Origin of the sequence: Actinoplanes sp. DH11, from assembly GCF_020873875.1 — a bacterium.
Taxonomy (GTDB): Bacteria; Actinomycetota; Actinomycetes; order Mycobacteriales; family Micromonosporaceae; genus Actinoplanes.
In genome coordinates, this window is record NZ_JAHWGU010000015.1 from 40416 (window position 1) to 56271 (window position 15856).

Below are 15856 nucleotides of genomic sequence, written 5' to 3' on the forward strand. Positions count from 1 at the left end.
CGGTCGAGTGACCGGTCGTACCCATGAGAAAGACTTGAAGATGTCGTACTCGAAACTTTCTTTGTCCCGTCGTGGCCTGCTGGCCGCCGGCGGCGCCGCCGGCCTCGGCGCGCTGCTGAGCGCGTGCGGCAGCAACGAGGAGACCGGGTCGTCCTCGGCTGCCTCCGCCCCCGCCGCCGCTGGGCCCTGGAAATTCACCGATGACCAGCCCAAGGACCTGACCGCGGACAAGACCCCGTCGCGGATCGTCACCTTCACCGGCACCGCCGCCGCCCTGGTCGACCTGGGCCTCCAGGACAAGATCGTCGGCGTCTTCGGCGAGACCAAGAAGGCCGACGGCACCGCCGAGGACCAGGCCGGCGACCTGGACATCAGCAAGGTCGAGATCATCGGCAACGCCTGGGGCGAGTTCTCCGTGGAGAAGTACGCGGCGCTCAACCCCGAGCTGCTGATCACCCACATGTTCGACCCGGGCGCCTACTGGTACATCCCGGACGAGAGCAAGGACAAGATCCTCGGCCTGGCGCCGACGGCCACCATCACCGTCGGCCGGGTCCCGCTGACCCAGCCGATCCAGCGGTACGCCGAGCTCGCCGCCTCCCTCGGCGCCGACCTGAACGCCCCGAAGGTCGCCGACGCGAAGGCCCGCTTCGAGAAGGCCGCCGCCGACCTGACCGCCGCGGCCAAGGCCAGCGGTGGCATCAAGGTCCTCGCCGGTTCCGGCGCGGCCGACATCTTCTACGTGTCGAACCCCAAGGTGTCGTCGGACATCATGTACTTCAAGGAGCTCGGTGTTGACATCATCGTGCCCGAGAAGACCGACGGCGGGGACTACTACGAGTCGCTGAGCTGGGAGAACGCCGACAAGTACCACGCGGACATCATCTTCCTGGACGCGCGGACCGGCACCCTGCAGCCGAAGGACCTGGCCGCCAAGCCGGCCTGGAACGCGCTGCCCGCCGTCAAGGCGAACCAGGTCTTCCCGTGGCAGGCCGTCCCGATCTACTCCTGGAACGGCGCCGCGCCGCTCCTGGAGGCGCTCACCGCCGCGATCAAGAAGTCCAAGAAGCTCGCCTGATCGTCGTACCTGTCGAATCCCGCCGTCCGGCGCACGCCGGGCGGCGGGATTTGTCGTTCCGGCCGGGACCGTCGGATCCGGGGCGTCGGACAGGGTGTCCGCCGGCTTCCGGACGTGAGTCTGAACAGGGAATTCGTCTTCGGAGCGAGCCTGCGCCATCGGTCGTCGTGCCCACGAAACCGCATATAGATGGTGCGTTCTTTGCAAAACGGACAAAAACTATTTTACGGTCTAAGTCATGTCCAGTGCTCGCCCGATCTTCGTCGTCGGATGTCCCCGCTCCGGCACGACGATGCTTCAGCTGATGCTGCACGCCCACCCGCGGATCGCCCTGCCACCGGAGAACCGGTTCCTGCTGCCCGCCTACGAGCGCCGCCACGAGTACGGCGACCTCAGCCTCCCCGAGCAGCGCCGTGCCCTCGCCGAGTGGATCGTCGCGTCACCGCACTTCGGCGACCTCGGCCTCGAGACGGAAGCGGTGATCGAGGCGGTCGTCGCGGCGCCGGCCACGCTCGGGTCGGCCTTCGGGACGATCTTCCAGATGTACGCGCAACGCTTCGGCAAGCCCCGCTGGGGTGACAAGCGACCGTCCTACCTGCGCAACCTGCCGATCATCCTCCGGCTGTTCCCGGACGCGCAGATCATCAACATCCTGCGCGACGGCCGGGACTGTGTGGCGTCGCTCAAGGAGACCCCGTGGGGTCCCGACGACTTCGGCAAGCTCGTCGAGACCTGGGCCCGCTCCGCCGACGCCTCGATGCGCGCCGCCCGCGACTACCCGGCCGACGTCTACCACCAGGTCCGCTACGAGGACCTGGTGTCCGACCCGGAACCCCACCTGCGGGCCGTCTGCGCCTTCTTGGAGGAGGAGTACGACCCGGCGATGGCGCGCCCGTCCGAGGTCGCGCCGGTCGCCGTCCCGGAGTACAAGACGTGGCACTCGCTGACCCACTCCGAGGTCACCACGGCCCGGGTCAGCAGCTGGCAGCGGCGCCTCACCGCCGAGGAGATCGAACGCTGCGAGAACGTCTTCGGTGACCGGCTCACCCGGCTCGGCTACCAGCTGTCCGAGAACGGCCGCCGCGTCACCCGCTTCCGCGCGGAACGCACCTGGCTGGCCGTCCGGGATCGCCTCGGACCGGCCCGCCTGCGCGCCGACGACGTTCGCGGCCGCCTCCGCAGCCGCCGCCGGGGCCCGGCCCTGGCCGCCCGCCTGACGGCCCCCGAGCAGCCGGCGGCCGCACTGCCGGCCACCTCGCGGCCGGCGACCGGCCAGTCGACGTCAGCTCTGGTGTCCGCTACCGATCAGCCGCCGGTGTAGAAGGCGATCGTGGCCGCCGACCGGGTCCGCGCCTGCTCCGGGTCCTCGCCCGCCGCGATGTCCGCCTCGGCCCACGCCTCACCGCTGAGCCGCATGAACAGCGCGCCGTCCGGCGACGCCGACCAGGCCTCGACGGCCGCCGGGTCGACGGGTGTCCCCGGTGCGGTCACGTGCCGGTGCAGGCCGATGAGCCCGAGGTCCCAGCCGATGCCGACGGCGCCCGGACCGTACTGCTCCCAGTGCTCGTCGACGTGCGCGATGTGGGTCAGGTCGAACCGGGTGCGGTCCGCGTCCTCGGGGGTGAGCCGCACCTCGATCCAGCTGACGCCGCCACCGAACTCCCAGGTCGCGGCGTAGGACCGGGGTTTCGCGCAGGCCGTGACGGTGCCGCCGGCGTTGCCTTCGAGCTGGTACCGGCCGCCTTCACGCAGTTCGCCGGTGACCGGCAGGAACCACCGGGCGATGCGGGCCGGGTTCGTCACCACATCCCACAGGTCGTCGAGGTCGGTGTCGTACACCTGGCTGATGGTCAGTTCGCGGGCCTCGCCGGCTTCGAGCACGCGGGTGCCGAGCGTGCGGCGTACCGTGCTGATCTGTTCCTTGACGTCGATCATTCGGTCTCCTCCTGGGATGTGGCGCCGCGTGCCGCGTCGAGACGCCGCCGGCGCCGGCCGCGGGCCACTTCGGTCGCCATGGCGGACAGGTGCGGCGCCCAGAACCGCCGGAAGGGCGCCAGCCACTCGTCGACCTCGCGCAGGGCGGTGTCGTCGACGGCGTAGAGGCGGCGGGCGCCGTCCGGCCGTACGGTGGCGAAGCCGTTGTCCCGCAGCACCTTCAGGTGCTGGGACACGGCGGGCTGGCTGATGCCGAACTCCGCACGGATGGTGGCGGTGACGGCTCCGGAGGTCTGCTCGCCGATGGCGAGCAACTCGAGGATCCGGCGCCGGACCGGGTCACCGAGGACGTCGAACGCATGCACAGGAGAAGACTACACTTATATAAGTGAAGACTGAATAGAAGAGTGGATCGAAGATGAAACCGGGCGCCGGGCCCTTACCCCCGGCGCCCGGTGGCACATCAGCCGGCGCGGAGCCGGTTGCGCATCAGCGCGCCCGACTCGGTGAGCGAGCCGGTTCCGGCGAACGAGCCCGCGTTGCAGGTCCCGGGCCGGAGCGCGGCGCTGCCCTCGCCCGCGTCGGAGAACGTCCAGTTCGCGTAACTGATCTTCAGCCGGTCGAGCAGGTCGAGCCAGGTGTTGGTGCTCGCCACGTCGACCCCGCCGTCACCGGTGTAGTCGACCGTGCCGAACTCGGTGACGAACAGCGGGATCGAGGCCGCCGCCCGCTCCACCTCGGCGCGGTAGTTGTCCTTGTGCGACGCCGCGTAGAAGTGGAACGCGTACATGACGTTCGACGCGCTGACCGGGTTGCTGATGATCTCGGAGGCGTTGCCGCCCTCGGAGACGCCCAGCGAGGACCAGCCGCGGCTGCCGACCACGACGACCGCGTCCGGGTCGTTCGCGCGGATCACCGGGATGACCTGGTCGGCGTAGTTCTTGATCTGCGCCCAGCTCACGCCGTTCGGCTCGTTGGCGATCTCGTAGATCACGTTCTTCTTGGCCGCGTGGCGCGCGGACACCTCGCGGAAGAAGGTCTTGGCGCGGTCCAGGTTGTAGTTCGGGTCACCCGGCGTGAGCGTGTGGAAGTCGATCAGCGCGTACATGCCCCGCGCGGTGGCCTTCTCGACCAGGTCGTTGACCCGGGCGGTGAACCCGCTCGGGTTGGTCTCGTAGCCGCCCTCCTGGACGTACATCGAGATGCGGAACAGGTCGGCGTTCCACTCGTTCGCGATGACACCGAGCGACGCGTCGGTGTAGCAGCTGGGGAACCACTGCAGACCGTGCGTGCTCATGCCCTTCAGCTGGACGACGCCGCCCTGCTCGTTGCAGAGCTTCGTGCCGCAGACGCGCAGCTGGCCGTTGATCGCGACGGGCGTGCCGCCGGTCGGCGCGGACGACGACGCACTCGGCGACGCGCTCGTGCTCCGGGACGGCGACACGCTGGGCGAGGCAGAGGCGGATGCGGATGCGGAGGCGGAGGCGGAGGCGCTGGGTGAGGCGGTCGCGCTGGGGGACGAGGTCGCGGGCGACGAGGGTACGGTCGTGCCCGTACACGCCTTCCCGTTGACCAGGCAGCCGGTCGGGCGTCCGGACCCGTTGGCGATGAAGCCGAAGCTCGCCGCCGCGCCGGCCGCGATCGACGCGTTCCAGCCGGCCGGCGTGAAGCTGTAGGTGTTGCCGGACGCGCTCATCGTCGCGTTCCAGGCCTGGCCGATCGTCGTTCCGGCCGGTAGCGTCAGCTCGACCTTCCAGGTGTTGATCGTGGACGACGTGTCGTTGCTGACCGTCACCTGGCCCTGGTAGCCGTTGTTCCAGGAGTTCGTGACCGTGAAGGTCGCGGTCTCCGCGCCGGCCGGCAACGCGAAGAACGCGGTTGCCGTCGCGGCGGTCACGGCGAGTGCCGTGGCCAGGATGACTTTCGCTCTGCGTTTCACTTGCGACACCTCGGGGAGGGGGAGGGGAGAGTTCTGGGAGCGCTCCCAGGGGCTCCGACTCTAACCCGGTCATCGAGGCGTGTAAAACGCGGCTCGTCCACCCGGCGCGACCGGCGCCGATCCGCGAGTTGCCCGCCACCCACCCGGGCGCTCACCTCCGTCCGGAAGCCCACCGGCGACAGTGCGAGGAAGGGCCCCGCCCGGCCCCCTCTGGCGGGAGGAGGCTCCGGTGGGCGGGACCCTTCGTGCCGGCCGGTGTTGCTGGGGACAAGTCCGGCCGGCGTCTCTGCGGGGACAGTGGCCAGGCCGCCCCCGATGGTTGCCCGATGTGACGGGCGTCTCAGCGTCCGCTCATGCTGCCCCGGGTGGCCGGCGCCGGCTCGGCCGGGACGCCGCTGATCAGAGTCGCGTCTCATTGATGTCGCCGGCGACGGCGCCGATCGCCGCGTGCGACGTCGCGCGGGGCCGCCGGTCGTCACAGTCCCTGTGAGGCCCCGGTCGTCACCGTCCTTGTAGGGCCCGGTCGTCACCGTTCCTGTGGGGCGCCGGTCGTCACCGTTCCTGTGGGGCCCGGTCGTCATCGTCCCTGTGGGACACTCGGCGTTCGACCGCTTTCGATCGCTTCGCGAGGGGCTGGCGCCGGTGACCGTTCCTGCTGCTCGCCCGGCTCCCGGCCGCCTGGCCGCGGCCCTCGGTGCCGGCGGCGTCGCCGTGCACCTCGGGCTCGCCGGGGAACACGCCGGGCACGCGCCCGCGGTCCTGGCCGGGCTGGCCGTGCTGGCGCTTGTCTGCCTGCCGTGCGGGCTCCAGCTCTGGCGGCGGCCCACCGATCGGGCGGCCTGGGTGAGCCTGCTCGCGCTCAGCGGCCTGATGATGCTGCTGCACCTGGGCATGCGGCCGCAGGGCGCGATGCTCGTGGCCGTTCTCGCGGTGCCGGTGGCTCAGCTGCTGCTGGGTGCGGCGATGCTGCTCAGGCGGGCACCGGCCGCACCCGGTCGGTCGCCAGCTTGACGGCCATCACCCCGAGGACCGTGCCCATCAGGTAACGCTGGGCCCGCAACCACGCCGGCCGCCGGGCCAGGAACACCGCGATCGTCCCGGCCGCGAGCACGATCGCCAGGTTCACCGCCATGCTGACGGCCAGTTGCACCCCGCCCAGCACGAAGCCCTGCACCATCACGTGACCGGCGTCGGGCCGGACGAACTGCGGGATCAGCGACAGGTACATCACGGCGGCCTTCGGGTTCAGCAGGTTCGTGAACAGCCCCATCAGGAAGAGCCGGCCCGCCGGGTCGGGGTCGAGCGGCCGAGCCTCGAAGACCGAGGTGCCGCCCGGGCGCAGCACCTGGAAGGCGAGCCACCCCAGGTACGCCGCCCCGGCCAGCTTGATCCCGAGGTAGAGCTGGGGCACCGCCGCGAACAGCACGGAGAGGCCCAGGTTCGTCGCGGTCAGGTAGATCAGGAAGCCGAGCGCCACCCCCGCCAGCGAGACGATGCCGGCCCGGCGGCCCTGGGTGATGCTCCGCGACACCAGGTACATCATGTTCGGTCCCGGCGTGAGAACCATGCCGAGGGCGACGGCGGAAACGGCGAGAACCGACGAGAGCGTGACCACACCGCCACCCTGCCCGCCGTGGCCGCCGGCCCGCGACGACCAATCCACGGGTCGTGGCCTGCGAGCAACCGGGTGTCAGGTCCGCCCGCGCCGGCCGCGGCGCACCCCGTGCGGCTCCGGCATCGGCGCCACCAGGTCGTCCGGCCACACCGCGCGCAGGCTGCCGTGCGCCTCCCACTCCACCGCCATCGCGGTCAGCGCGTCCGCCGCCGCGGCCGCCTGCTCCTCGCTCCAGGGACAGCCGCTGCCGTCGTAGGAGACCCACGCCTCGCGCACCAGCGCCGGCACCCGGTAGGTGTCGTCCTGCTCCACCGCCCGGTGCACCACGCCGGCCACCACCTCGGCCATCGTGAGGTCACGCTTGTGAGCGTCCAGCAGCAGCCTGCTGCGCTGGGCCGCGTCGTGCCGTGGCCGGCCGGAGACCAGCCGCATGTTGCCGAAGACGGCGCCGGCCGCGATGGTGCCGAAAACCCCGGCCGGCATGCCGAGGGCGCGTTCGGTGGCGAAGTGGGCGAGGTCGTGGGGCACCCGGTGCTTGCGGTCGTAACCGGGCAGTTGCAGGACCACGCCGTCACCGCGGTGCACCGTGGCGATCGTCGAACCCGTACCACTGCGCGCGAACAAGACCAACATGGCGTCATGGTGTCATCGGTCGCACCCGCCGGTCATCGCCCGGAAGTGACTATTGCGTCCCTCGCCGATTTCCGCTCCGCCGCCGGTGCCTGCCCGCGCCAGCCCGTCGGCCCGCGTCAGCCTGCCTGCCAGGGCCCCGCCCCTGCGGCCTCACAGGGAGGGGGACCCCGCGCGCGCCCTCCGGCCCAGGTGACGCGGACGCGCCGCCAGGCCGACATGTTGATCTGCTAGCGCTACGAAATCGCTGTGATCAAGGGGTGGAAACCGCGATATCGCACCGCCAGCAGATCAACATCGCCCCCGGACCCACCGCAGCGAATCGCGCCCGGGCATCCACCGACCACAGGGAAGCCGAACTCAGAAAACACATCCGCCTCGCTCCGCCGCCACGTCGACATACCGCACCACGCGTACCGCACTCCGCCGCCGCCGCCTGCCTATCAGCACGAACCGACAGAAGAACGTGCTCCGGAACGGTTGACGGGACTCAAAGGGACACCCCGCCCCAGGCCGGCATCTCGGCCATTCCGGATGCCCGCGAAGATCGGCAGCACATGCCTAAGGTCGGATCATCATGGAGATCTCGCGTAGGGACGCGCCGGCGGCGTTGCGTGCCGGCGTCAGCGTCGCCCTCCCGCTGCTGGTCGTGCTGCTGATCGACCGGCCGCACCTGTCGATGTACGCCGCGTTCGGCGCCTTCACCTCCCTCTACGGCCGCACCCGCGCCGGTCGCGCCCGCCTGGCCATGCAGTCCGCCGCCGCGGTCGCCCTGGTCACGGCGGTGGCGACGGGCGTGCTGGTCAGCCTCCTGGACGTGCGGACCTGGGTCGCCGTACTGGTGGCCGCGGTCATCGCCGGCGTGGGCAACGCCGTGTCGTTCCTCGCCGGATGGCATCCGCCGGGCGCGTTGTTCCTGGTCTTCGCGTTCGGCGCGGTCGCCTCGGTGCCGCACCGCCTCGCCGACGTGCTGCCGGCGGTGACGGTGGCCGCCGCGAGCGCCGCCTTCTCGCTGCTGATCGGCGCCGCGTCAGCGGTGTTCCGGGCCGCGCGGCGGGCGGCCGGCCGTGCGGGTGCGGCGACAGGCCAGGCGGGTGCGGCGGCCGGCGGTGAGCGTGCGGCGACAGGTCAGGCGGGCGGTGGGGGTGCGGCGACAGGCCAGGCGGGTGCGGCGGCCGGCGGTGGGGGTGCGGCGGCGGACGCGGCATCGGCGGCGGATCCGGGCGTACGACCGGAGCTGCGTCAAGCCCTCCCCGACGCGGCCGCCAGCGCCGCCGCGGCCCTGGTCGCGGGTACGGTGGCGACGGGCCTCGGCATCGGGCACCCGTACTGGGCGACCGTCGCGGCGGTGGCCCCGCTGGCCGCGCGTGGCCGGTCCGCCCAGCTGACCCGGGCCGCGCACCGCATCGCCGGCACCCTCGGCGGCCTGGTCCTGGCGGCGCTGGTGCTGGCGCCCGGCTTCGGTCCCTACCCGGCGGTCGCGATCCTCGCCGTGCTGCAGGTGACCGCGGAGCTGCTGGTCGGCCGCAACTACGGGCTCGCGATGCTCTTCATCACGCCGCTGGCCTTGCTGATGAACCAGGTGGCCGCCCCGCGCCCGATGGCCGGCCTGCTCGCCGACCGCGGCTTGGAGACGGTGATCGGCGGCGCGGTGGCCTGCGCCGTGATCGTGATGGCTCACCGGGCGCGGCGGCCCCGGCCGGCACCGCTCTGAAAGACGAGTGTGGGGCGCCGTCGTGGCGACGGCGCCCCACGAAAAGGGCAGAAACCTCAGCTGGCGGGGTGTCCGTGCGCCCCGCCGCCGGCGGCCGCACCGGAGCCGGCGCCGGCCGGGACCGCCGGGCTGGCCAGCGGGCCCTTGAGCCGTCCGACCGTCCAGACGGCGTGCGCGGCGGCGTCACCCAGTTCGCTCAGCGCCCGGTTGCTGATGTTGGAGATGTCGTCACAGGCCTGGTGGTAGCACGGGTCGTACGCCTCACCGGCCGTACCCCCGTACTCCTGCGCCTGCTCCTCGGTCTTCACGCCCTCCGCGCCGCTGAACAGGCCGCCGGCCGGGATGCCGACCGCGATGAACGGCCCGTAGTCGGAGCGCCCGTCGAACGCCGTCGGGTCGCTGGCGAGGCCCTGCGAGGTGAAGTAGTCGGTGAAGACCGACTCGATCTCGCCGGACCCGGCCGGACCGGCGGTGCCGGTGTCGGAGCCGTCACCGTCGTAGACGAACCGCACGTAGTTCGGCGAGCCCACCATGTCGAAGTTCAGGTTCGCGTAGATGGTGGCCCGCTGCGCCTCGGTCAGGTTGGCGACGTAGTGCTCGGAGCCGAGCAGCCCGGCCTCCTCGGCGCCCCAGAACGCGAACCGCAGCTTCTGGTTGGTCTTCACTTTCAGCTTGGACACCTGCTCGGCGATCTCCAGGATGGTGGCCGAGCCGCTGCCGTTGTCGTTGATGCCCGGGCCCTCGACGACCGAGTCGAGGTGCGCGCCGACGACGAGCACCCGGTTCGGGTCACCGCCCCGGCTGTCCGCGATGATGTTGCTGGTCACCGCTTCCGGGTCGATGAACGTGCTGGTCTGCACGCGCAGCGTCACCACGCCGGCCGCGGCGGCGGCGGCCAGCGCGCTGCCGTCGGCGAAGCTGAGCGCGACGACCGGCAGGTCGAACGGCCCGCCCAGGGTGCCGGCGGCCAGGTCCTGCCGGCCCGGCTGGCCCTCGTTGAAGATGATCACCGCGTCGTACCCGGCGGCCTTCGCGTTCGTCGCCTTGACGATGAAGTCGCAGCCGCCGCGCTGGACCAGCGCGATCTGCGGCGCGGTCGCGGACGCCGGCGCGAAGTCGGTGGCCGCGCAGCCCGCGGTCGAGCTGGGCTCCGGGGTGGGCGGCAGCACGTTGTTCAGCGCCGGCACCACCTGGCCGGTGACGTCACCGCTGCCGGAGAAGTCGTAGGTGTCGGTCTCGTACGCCGCACCGGCGGGGGAGACCCGGGTGAGCTGGGCGGGCGCCAGCTCCTCGTAGAACGGGAAGACGAATTTCTGCTCGGTGACCCGGTAACCGGCCCGCTGCAGCGTCTTCTTCACGTAGGCCGCGCTCGCGGCGTAGCCGGGCGTGCCGGACGCCCGGTTGTCGTCGTTGCGGTCGGCGATCTTCTGGAACGCCTTCAGGTGGTCCCGGACGCCGGAGACGGTGACCGCCTCGCGCAGCCGCTTCGAGCTCTCCGGGTGGTGGCCGTGGCCGCCGCCACCGGCGGTCGCCGGTGCCGCGGCAAGGGTGACCATCAGTGTCGCGATGGCGGGGATGGCAAGTTTGCGCAACGAAACTCTCCTCCGTGCGACGGTCGCGATCCGCCGCCGGGAGCCGGCGCGAACCCGCGACATCGAGGGTTGTCAGCGTGGCTGAGATTAACCCGCTTGGATCCCTTCCGGAAGCGGAACGTCGCCGCTTGTGCACAGCCGTGTCACTCTGGGAGGAGTCGAGACCTCGGAGGACGGCATGTCGGAAGCACGACCGGGCAGCGAGACCTTCGAGTTCGCGGGGGCGGCCGTCGAGCTCGTCGACGCCGTCACCCTGCTCGCGGCGGCCCGGGTCAACCCGGTGGAGCTGCTGCGCCGCGCGGCCTGGCCCGCCCCGGTGCAGCGGGTGGACCTGACGGTGGCGTCGGACGGCGCCGACCACGTGTTCACGGCGCGGATCGCCGCCGGCGCGGAGCCGATGTCGACCGAGCGGATGCGCAGGATAGTGCTGGGCAACGACCCGCTCGGGCTGCTGCTGTCGAAACGGATCGCCGCCGGTGACCCGGTCGCGACCCGTATCGTCGACGGGGTGGGCACGGCCGCCGCGGCCGCGTACCGCAGGCTGGGTCTTGATCGGCCCACCGGGCCGGCGGCGGAGCGGGAACCGGGCGTCCTCGCCGACGCCGCGGTGGGTCTGCAGGCGACCGTGACCTATGAGGAGGGCGGCGCCGTGGCCCGGCTCGAGGCCCGGGTGCCGCGCGACGAGGTGGGCCCGGCTCATCTGCGCGCGTTCGTCACCCTGACGCTGCAGGCGGTGCTGGAGCTCAGCGAGCCGGACGCGCTGCGCGGCCGGCGTTACGTGGTCAGCCGGGAAAGTCTGCCCCGCACGCCGGTGACCACGCAGGCGGTCACCCTGGACATGGTCGGCGGCCTGGCCGACGTGGTCTCCGAGCTGCGCCAGGTGGCGGTCTCCTTCCGGCACCCGGAGGCGATGGCCCGCTGGGGGGCGCGGCGGCCTCAGGGCATCCTGATGTACGGGCCACCCGGCACCGGCAAGACCATGCTGTCCCGTGCGCTCGCCAACGAGATCGGCGCCGACTTCCGGGAGATCCGCACCCCGGAGATCCTGGACAAGTGGCTCGGCGGCTCGGAACGCAACATCAAGCAGATCTTCCGCGACGCCCGCCGGTACCGGGTGCCGACGCTGATGCTCTTCGACGAGTTCGACTCGATCGTCAGTTACGCGGGCGCCGGCGGTGATGCGGCCAGCCAGGCGCTGAACGCGGTCGCGGGCATCTTCAAGCAGGAGATGAACGACCTGATCGAGGCGAACCCGAACGTGCTGGTCGTGGCGACCACCAACTTCCCCGGCCGGGTCGACGAGTCGCTGATCCGGTCCGGTCGCTTCGACATCAAGGTGAGCGTGCCGAAACCGGACGAGACGGCCCGCGCCGAGATCTTCCGCAAGATGGTCCGCGCGCTGATCACGGCGCACGAGACGCCCGGCTTCCGGATGTTCGCCGACGACCTGGACTTCGGCGCCCTGGGCGTGGCCGCCACCGGCATGACCGGCGCCGACATCAAGGAGGTCCTGCGCCGCGTCCAGCTGACCAAGGCGATGCAGGACGCCCGCGCCGGCGGCGCCGACCCGATCACCCAGCACGAGCTCCTGGAGGCGGTCCGCACGCTGCGGGGGAGTGCCTGACCCGGCCGGTCACGCCGGGGCGGGCCGCCGGTTGTTTCCCGGGTGTTCAGCGAAACGTCACCGGGCCCGGCCGCTCAGGTGCTTCGCAGCCGGGTATGGGGTAATGCTTCGCCATGCGGTCCCTCTCCCTGCCGGTACGCACCAGTGCCGCCCCCGTGCTACTGGTCCCGTTCGCCCTGCTCGCGGCCCTCGTCGTGGGTCGCTGGGCGCCGTTGCACGACCTCGACCGGTCGATCTCCGACCGGCTCAACGAGGTCGCGCTGGCGAACCCCGGCTGGGTGGACGTGCTGACCGGGTGGACCCACCTGTTCAGCCCGACGGCCTGGCGGCTCGCGGTGCTCGCGCTGGTGATCTGGCTGGTCCGGCGGGGCGAGCGGGCGGTCGCGCTCTGGGCCGCGGTCACGATGATCGCCGGCGGGCTGCTCGGCGCACTGCTGAAACTGATCGTCAGCCGGCACCGGCCGGAGTTCCTGGAACCGGTCGCGCAGGCCTCCGGGTACGCCTTCCCCTCCGGTCACGCCCTGAACAGCGCGCTCGGCGCCACCGTCCTGCTGCTGGTCTTCCTGCCGATGGTCCGGCACCGGCCGCTCGCCCTGGTCGGGCTGTGGGCCGCGGCCGTCATGATCCCGCTGGTCACCGCGATGAGTCGGGTCGCGCTCGGGGTGCACTGGCTGAGTGATGTGATCGCCGGCCTCTTCCTCGGTGCCGCCTTCACGGTGGCGACGGCGGCCGCGTTCTCGAAGCGAGGTGTCCCGGAACACGCGACGGGGTATGTGCATCGGCCGTGATCGCTGTGATGACGCAGGCCTTGAAGCGGATCGTATTGCCGATCGGCGCGCTCCTGCTGTTCCTGATCGGGCTCGGCCTCGTGCTGACGCGCGAGGCCGCGCACCTGTGGCCGCTGACCGTCGAGGACGGGGTGAACCGGGAACTGGAGGCGGGCCGCACCGAGCCGGTCACCGCGCTCTCCGGCTGGGTCAGCGCGGTCGCCAACACCGGCTGGATCATCGCGGTGACCGCGGTCGTCGCGCTGATCCTGCGGCTGGTGCTGCACCGCTGGCGGGAGCCGATCTTCCTGTGCCTCGCGGTGACCGCGCAGGCCCTCGTCTTCTACTTCACCACGCTGGCCATCGACCGGCCCCGCCCGGACGTGTACCGGCTGGACGAGTCGCCGCCGACCAGCAGTTTCCCGTCCGGGCACACCTCGGCCGCGGTGGCGCTCTACCTGGGTCTGGCACTGCTGCTCGCCGGCCTGGCCCGGCACACCTGGCTCAAGGCGCTCTGCTGGGCCCTGGTCCTGGTCCCGATCGGGGTGGCGATGTCCCGCGTCTACCGGGGCATGCACCACCCCAGCGACATCGTCGCCGCGTTCCTCAACGGCATCACCTGCGTGATCGTCATGTCGCGCGCGATATTGAATCGCGCCGTGTCGTGGCGGCTGCCTAGGGTGCAGGGATGGCCACGCTCGATTTCCCTGCCCCGCCCGCGCCGGACGGGTTCAGCCCCGTCGTCCCGATCGCGCCGGGCAGCCGTCTGATCGTCACGTCCGGCCAGGTGCCGATCGCCGCGGACGGCGCGGTGCCGGCATGACGAGCGGGACGGGCATCGCCGGCCGGGCCGTCCCGGCCGGGGATTCCGGCGGGACGGCGACGATGCGGTTCACCAAGTGGGGCGGGCGGCTGCACTGGTGCTACCCGCTGGAGCCGCTGGGGTCCGACGAGCACGGTCACTGGTTCGGCGCCCGCGCCGGGATCCTGCTGCGCCGCGGTGACGAAGAGCCGGTGCGTCAGCGGCACGACTTCCTCACGCTCGTGCCGTCCGCCGGTGACTAGATCGCCAGCTTCAACCCGCGGGACGCGCCCACCGAACTGGCGCTCTACGTGGATGTCACAAGCCGTCCGTCGTACCGCGACGGGGTGATCTCCGCCGTTGACCTTGATCTTGACGTGATCCGGCTCTTCGACGGCTCGGTGCGCGTGCTCGACGAGGACGAGTTCGCCGAGCACCAGGTGCGCTACGGATATCCGGAACCGGTGATCGCGCAGGCCCTCGCCACCACCGGCGACCTGGTCCGCCGGCTCACCGCGGGCATCCAGCCGTTCGAGGAGGCCGCCGCGGCCCGGCTCGCCGAATACACCGGCCGGCCGTGACCGGCCGGCGTCAGGCGCGGCGCTCCAGGAAATCGTAGACGTCGCGGTTGTCGACGCCCGGGAAGGTGCCCGGCGGCAGTGCGGCCAGCAGATGCGAGTGCACGCGGGCACTCGGCCAGGCGTTGCCGGCCCAGCGGTCGACCAGGCCGGCCGGTGGGCGGCGGCAGCAGTCCGGGTCCGGGCAGTGCGAGACGGTACGCCCGGTCACGTCGCCGCCGCGGAACCAGCGGGCATGCTCGTACGGCGTGCCGACGGTGACCGAGAACAACCCGGAACTCGTGGACTCGACGTGCACCGTGCACCAGTACGTCCCCGCAGTGGTGTCGGTGAACTGGTAGAACGACGAGTACGGGTCGTCGGCCTCGAAAACCGTCCGGGACGCCCACTTGCGGCACACCGGCTGCCCCTCGATCGCGCCTGTCACATCCGACGGGAAGCGGACGTTGTCGTTCTCGTACGCCTTGTAGACGATGCCGCTCTCGTGCACCCGGGCGAAGTGGACCGGGATGCCGAAGTGCTGGGTCGCCAGGTTGGTGAATCGGTGCGCGGCCGTCTCGTAGGAGACCCCGAACGCGTCCCGGAAGTCGTCGATCGCCATTGCCTTGTCGGCCTTGGCCTCGCTGAGGAAGTCCACCGCGAACCGTTCCGGCATCAGCAGCGCCGCCGCGAAATAGTTGACCTCGACCCGCTGGCGCAGGAAGTCACCGTAGTCGGCCGGGTCGTTGTGGCCGAGCACGAAGTGCCCGAGGGTCTGCAGCACCACGGCGCGCGGGTCGTGCCCCTTGCCGCTCGCCACCTGCGGGAGGAAGATCCGCCGATTTTTCAGGTCGGTCACCGACCGGGTGGAGCTGGGCAGGTCGTTCACGTAGTGCAGGGTGAACCCGATCTGGGCGGCGATGTCGAGGATGCCACGCTGGGAGAGCGGGCCGGTGGTGTGCCGTACCGATCGCAGCACCTTGGCCGCCGCCTCCTCGATCTCGGCGAAGTAGTTGTTGCGTTTGCGCATCTCGGCGCGCAGTTGCGCGTTGGCGCGCCGGGCCACCTCGGGGGTGGCGCTCTGCTCGGTGAGCACCCGGTTGAGTTCGCGGTGCAACCCGATGAGGGATTCCAGCGCGTCCGCCGGCAGCCGCCGCCCGGCTCGCACGGCCGGCAGGCCGAGCGCCTGGTAGGCCGGGTTCTGCTGGAAGTGGGCTAGCTCGATCTCGAGCCCGGCGCGCCGGCTCGGCGCCTCCGGGCGGAGAAGATCCTGCATCGGTACGCCCAGCGCGTGCGCGATCGACTGCAGCACCGACAGTTTCGGTTCCCGCTTGCCGTTCTCGATCAGCGACAACTGGGACGGCGCACGCCCGACGGCCTCGCTGAGCTGGTCGAGTGTGAGGCCCTTGGTGCGGCGCAGATGCCGGAGCCGTTGTCCGAGGGTCACCAGGTCCACTGTCGCGTCAGAAGATGAAGCGGTCACGGGTTTGACCGTAACAGAATTTCCGCGTTTCTTTCCGTGCAAGAGGCCTTCAAAGGGGCTGGTGTGATCCCTGAGAGTGAAGTTCTTCCACCGAAGAAGAACGCGACAGGGTAGGAAAGG

The 15856-nt window shown here is 71.3% G+C and carries 16 protein-coding genes; 9 read left to right on the forward strand and 7 right to left on the reverse strand.

What is annotated here, in order from left to right:
• Nucleotides 1–40 precede the first annotated feature (40 nt).
• Together LPA41_RS22130 and LPA41_RS22135 are read left to right on the forward strand one after the other, a co-directional pair.
• The gene (locus tag LPA41_RS22130) at nucleotides 41–1078 is read left to right on the forward strand and encodes an ABC transporter substrate-binding protein (protein ID WP_229072589.1); all 1038 of its coding nucleotides are present in this window, start codon (nucleotides 41–43) and stop codon (nucleotides 1076–1078) included.
• Between the two features lie 238 nt (nucleotides 1079–1316).
• Nucleotides 1317–2399 carry a sulfotransferase gene (locus tag LPA41_RS22135; protein WP_229072590.1) on the forward strand — a complete coding sequence of 361 codons (1083 nt, stop codon included), beginning with the start codon at nucleotides 1317–1319 and terminating at the stop codon, nucleotides 2397–2399.
• On the opposite strand, the gene LPA41_RS22140 is transcribed toward LPA41_RS22135, so the two are convergent.
• The 3 genes from LPA41_RS22140 to LPA41_RS22150 form a co-directional block, all read right to left on the reverse strand.
• Nucleotides 2384–3013, reverse strand: a complete 630-nt coding sequence (locus tag LPA41_RS22140; protein WP_229072591.1) for an SRPBCC family protein — start codon at nucleotides 3011–3013, stop codon at nucleotides 2384–2386. The two genes, LPA41_RS22135 and LPA41_RS22140, sit on opposite strands and share 16 nt — an antisense overlap.
• The gene (locus LPA41_RS22145) at nucleotides 3010–3378 is read right to left on the reverse strand and encodes a helix-turn-helix transcriptional regulator (protein ID WP_229072593.1); all 369 of its coding nucleotides are present in this window, start codon (nucleotides 3376–3378) and stop codon (nucleotides 3010–3012) included. The genes LPA41_RS22140 and LPA41_RS22145 overlap by 4 nt, the downstream gene beginning before the upstream one ends.
• Nucleotides 3379–3476: 98 nt before the next feature.
• Complete coding sequence (locus tag LPA41_RS22150) at nucleotides 3477–4952, reverse strand: cellulase family glycosylhydrolase (protein WP_229072594.1); 1476 nt, start codon at nucleotides 4950–4952, stop codon at nucleotides 3477–3479.
• A gap of 642 nt (nucleotides 4953–5594) precedes the next feature.
• Between LPA41_RS22150 and LPA41_RS22155 the strand changes: the two genes are divergently transcribed.
• Nucleotides 5595–5963, forward strand: a complete 369-nt coding sequence (locus LPA41_RS22155) for a hypothetical protein (RefSeq protein WP_229072596.1) — start codon at nucleotides 5595–5597, stop codon at nucleotides 5961–5963.
• Here the strand turns inward: LPA41_RS22155 and LPA41_RS22160 are convergent.
• Both LPA41_RS22160 and LPA41_RS22165 read right to left on the reverse strand, forming a co-directional pair.
• Complete coding sequence (locus tag LPA41_RS22160) at nucleotides 5923–6567, reverse strand: LysE family translocator (protein ID WP_229072801.1); 645 nt, start codon at nucleotides 6565–6567, stop codon at nucleotides 5923–5925. The two genes, LPA41_RS22155 and LPA41_RS22160, sit on opposite strands and share 41 nt — an antisense overlap.
• Before the next feature lie 75 nt (nucleotides 6568–6642).
• Nucleotides 6643–7200, reverse strand: a complete 558-nt coding sequence (locus LPA41_RS22165) for a hypothetical protein (RefSeq protein ID WP_229072598.1) — start codon at nucleotides 7198–7200, stop codon at nucleotides 6643–6645.
• Nucleotides 7201–7774: 574 nt separating this feature from the next.
• On the opposite strand from LPA41_RS22165, the gene LPA41_RS22170 reads away from it, so the two are divergent.
• Nucleotides 7775–8911 (forward strand): FUSC family protein, encoded by a 1137-nt coding sequence (locus tag LPA41_RS22170; RefSeq protein WP_229072600.1) that lies wholly within the window; start codon nucleotides 7775–7777, stop codon nucleotides 8909–8911.
• Nucleotides 8912–8967: 56 nt separating this feature from the next.
• Here LPA41_RS22170 and LPA41_RS22175 read toward each other — a convergent pair whose 3' ends face one another.
• A complete protein-coding gene (locus LPA41_RS22175; RefSeq protein ID WP_229072602.1) occupies nucleotides 8968–10503 on the reverse strand; it encodes a M28 family metallopeptidase in 1536 nt (511 codons plus the stop codon).
• Between the two features lie 178 nt (nucleotides 10504–10681).
• Here LPA41_RS22175 and LPA41_RS22180 point away from each other — a divergent pair, with 178 nt between their 5' ends.
• The 5 genes from LPA41_RS22180 (at nucleotide 10682) to LPA41_RS22200 (ending at nucleotide 14277) form a co-directional block, all read left to right on the forward strand.
• Nucleotides 10682–12127, forward strand: a complete 1446-nt coding sequence (locus LPA41_RS22180; RefSeq protein ID WP_229072604.1) for a 26S protease regulatory subunit — start codon at nucleotides 10682–10684, stop codon at nucleotides 12125–12127.
• 113 nt (nucleotides 12128–12240) lie between these two features.
• Nucleotides 12241–12915, forward strand: a complete 675-nt coding sequence (locus LPA41_RS22185) for a phosphatase PAP2 family protein (protein WP_229072605.1) — start codon at nucleotides 12241–12243, stop codon at nucleotides 12913–12915.
• An 8-nt stretch (nucleotides 12916–12923) separates the two neighbouring features.
• Nucleotides 12924–13664 (forward strand): phosphatase PAP2 family protein, encoded by a 741-nt coding sequence (locus LPA41_RS22190; protein WP_229072607.1) that lies wholly within the window; start codon nucleotides 12924–12926, stop codon nucleotides 13662–13664.
• Between the two features lie 49 nt (nucleotides 13665–13713).
• The gene (locus LPA41_RS22195; RefSeq protein WP_229072609.1) at nucleotides 13714–13959 is read left to right on the forward strand and encodes a hypothetical protein; all 246 of its coding nucleotides are present in this window, start codon (nucleotides 13714–13716) and stop codon (nucleotides 13957–13959) included.
• A gap of 36 nt (nucleotides 13960–13995) precedes the next feature.
• Nucleotides 13996–14277 carry a DUF402 domain-containing protein gene (locus LPA41_RS22200; protein WP_255690116.1) on the forward strand — a complete coding sequence of 94 codons (282 nt, stop codon included), beginning with the start codon at nucleotides 13996–13998 and terminating at the stop codon, nucleotides 14275–14277.
• Between the two features lie 10 nt (nucleotides 14278–14287).
• Here the strand turns inward: LPA41_RS22200 and LPA41_RS22205 are convergent, their stop codons facing one another.
• The gene (locus LPA41_RS22205) at nucleotides 14288–15736 is read right to left on the reverse strand and encodes an XRE family transcriptional regulator (RefSeq protein ID WP_229072613.1); all 1449 of its coding nucleotides are present in this window, start codon (nucleotides 15734–15736) and stop codon (nucleotides 14288–14290) included.
• Between the last annotated feature and the right edge of the window lie 120 nt (nucleotides 15737–15856).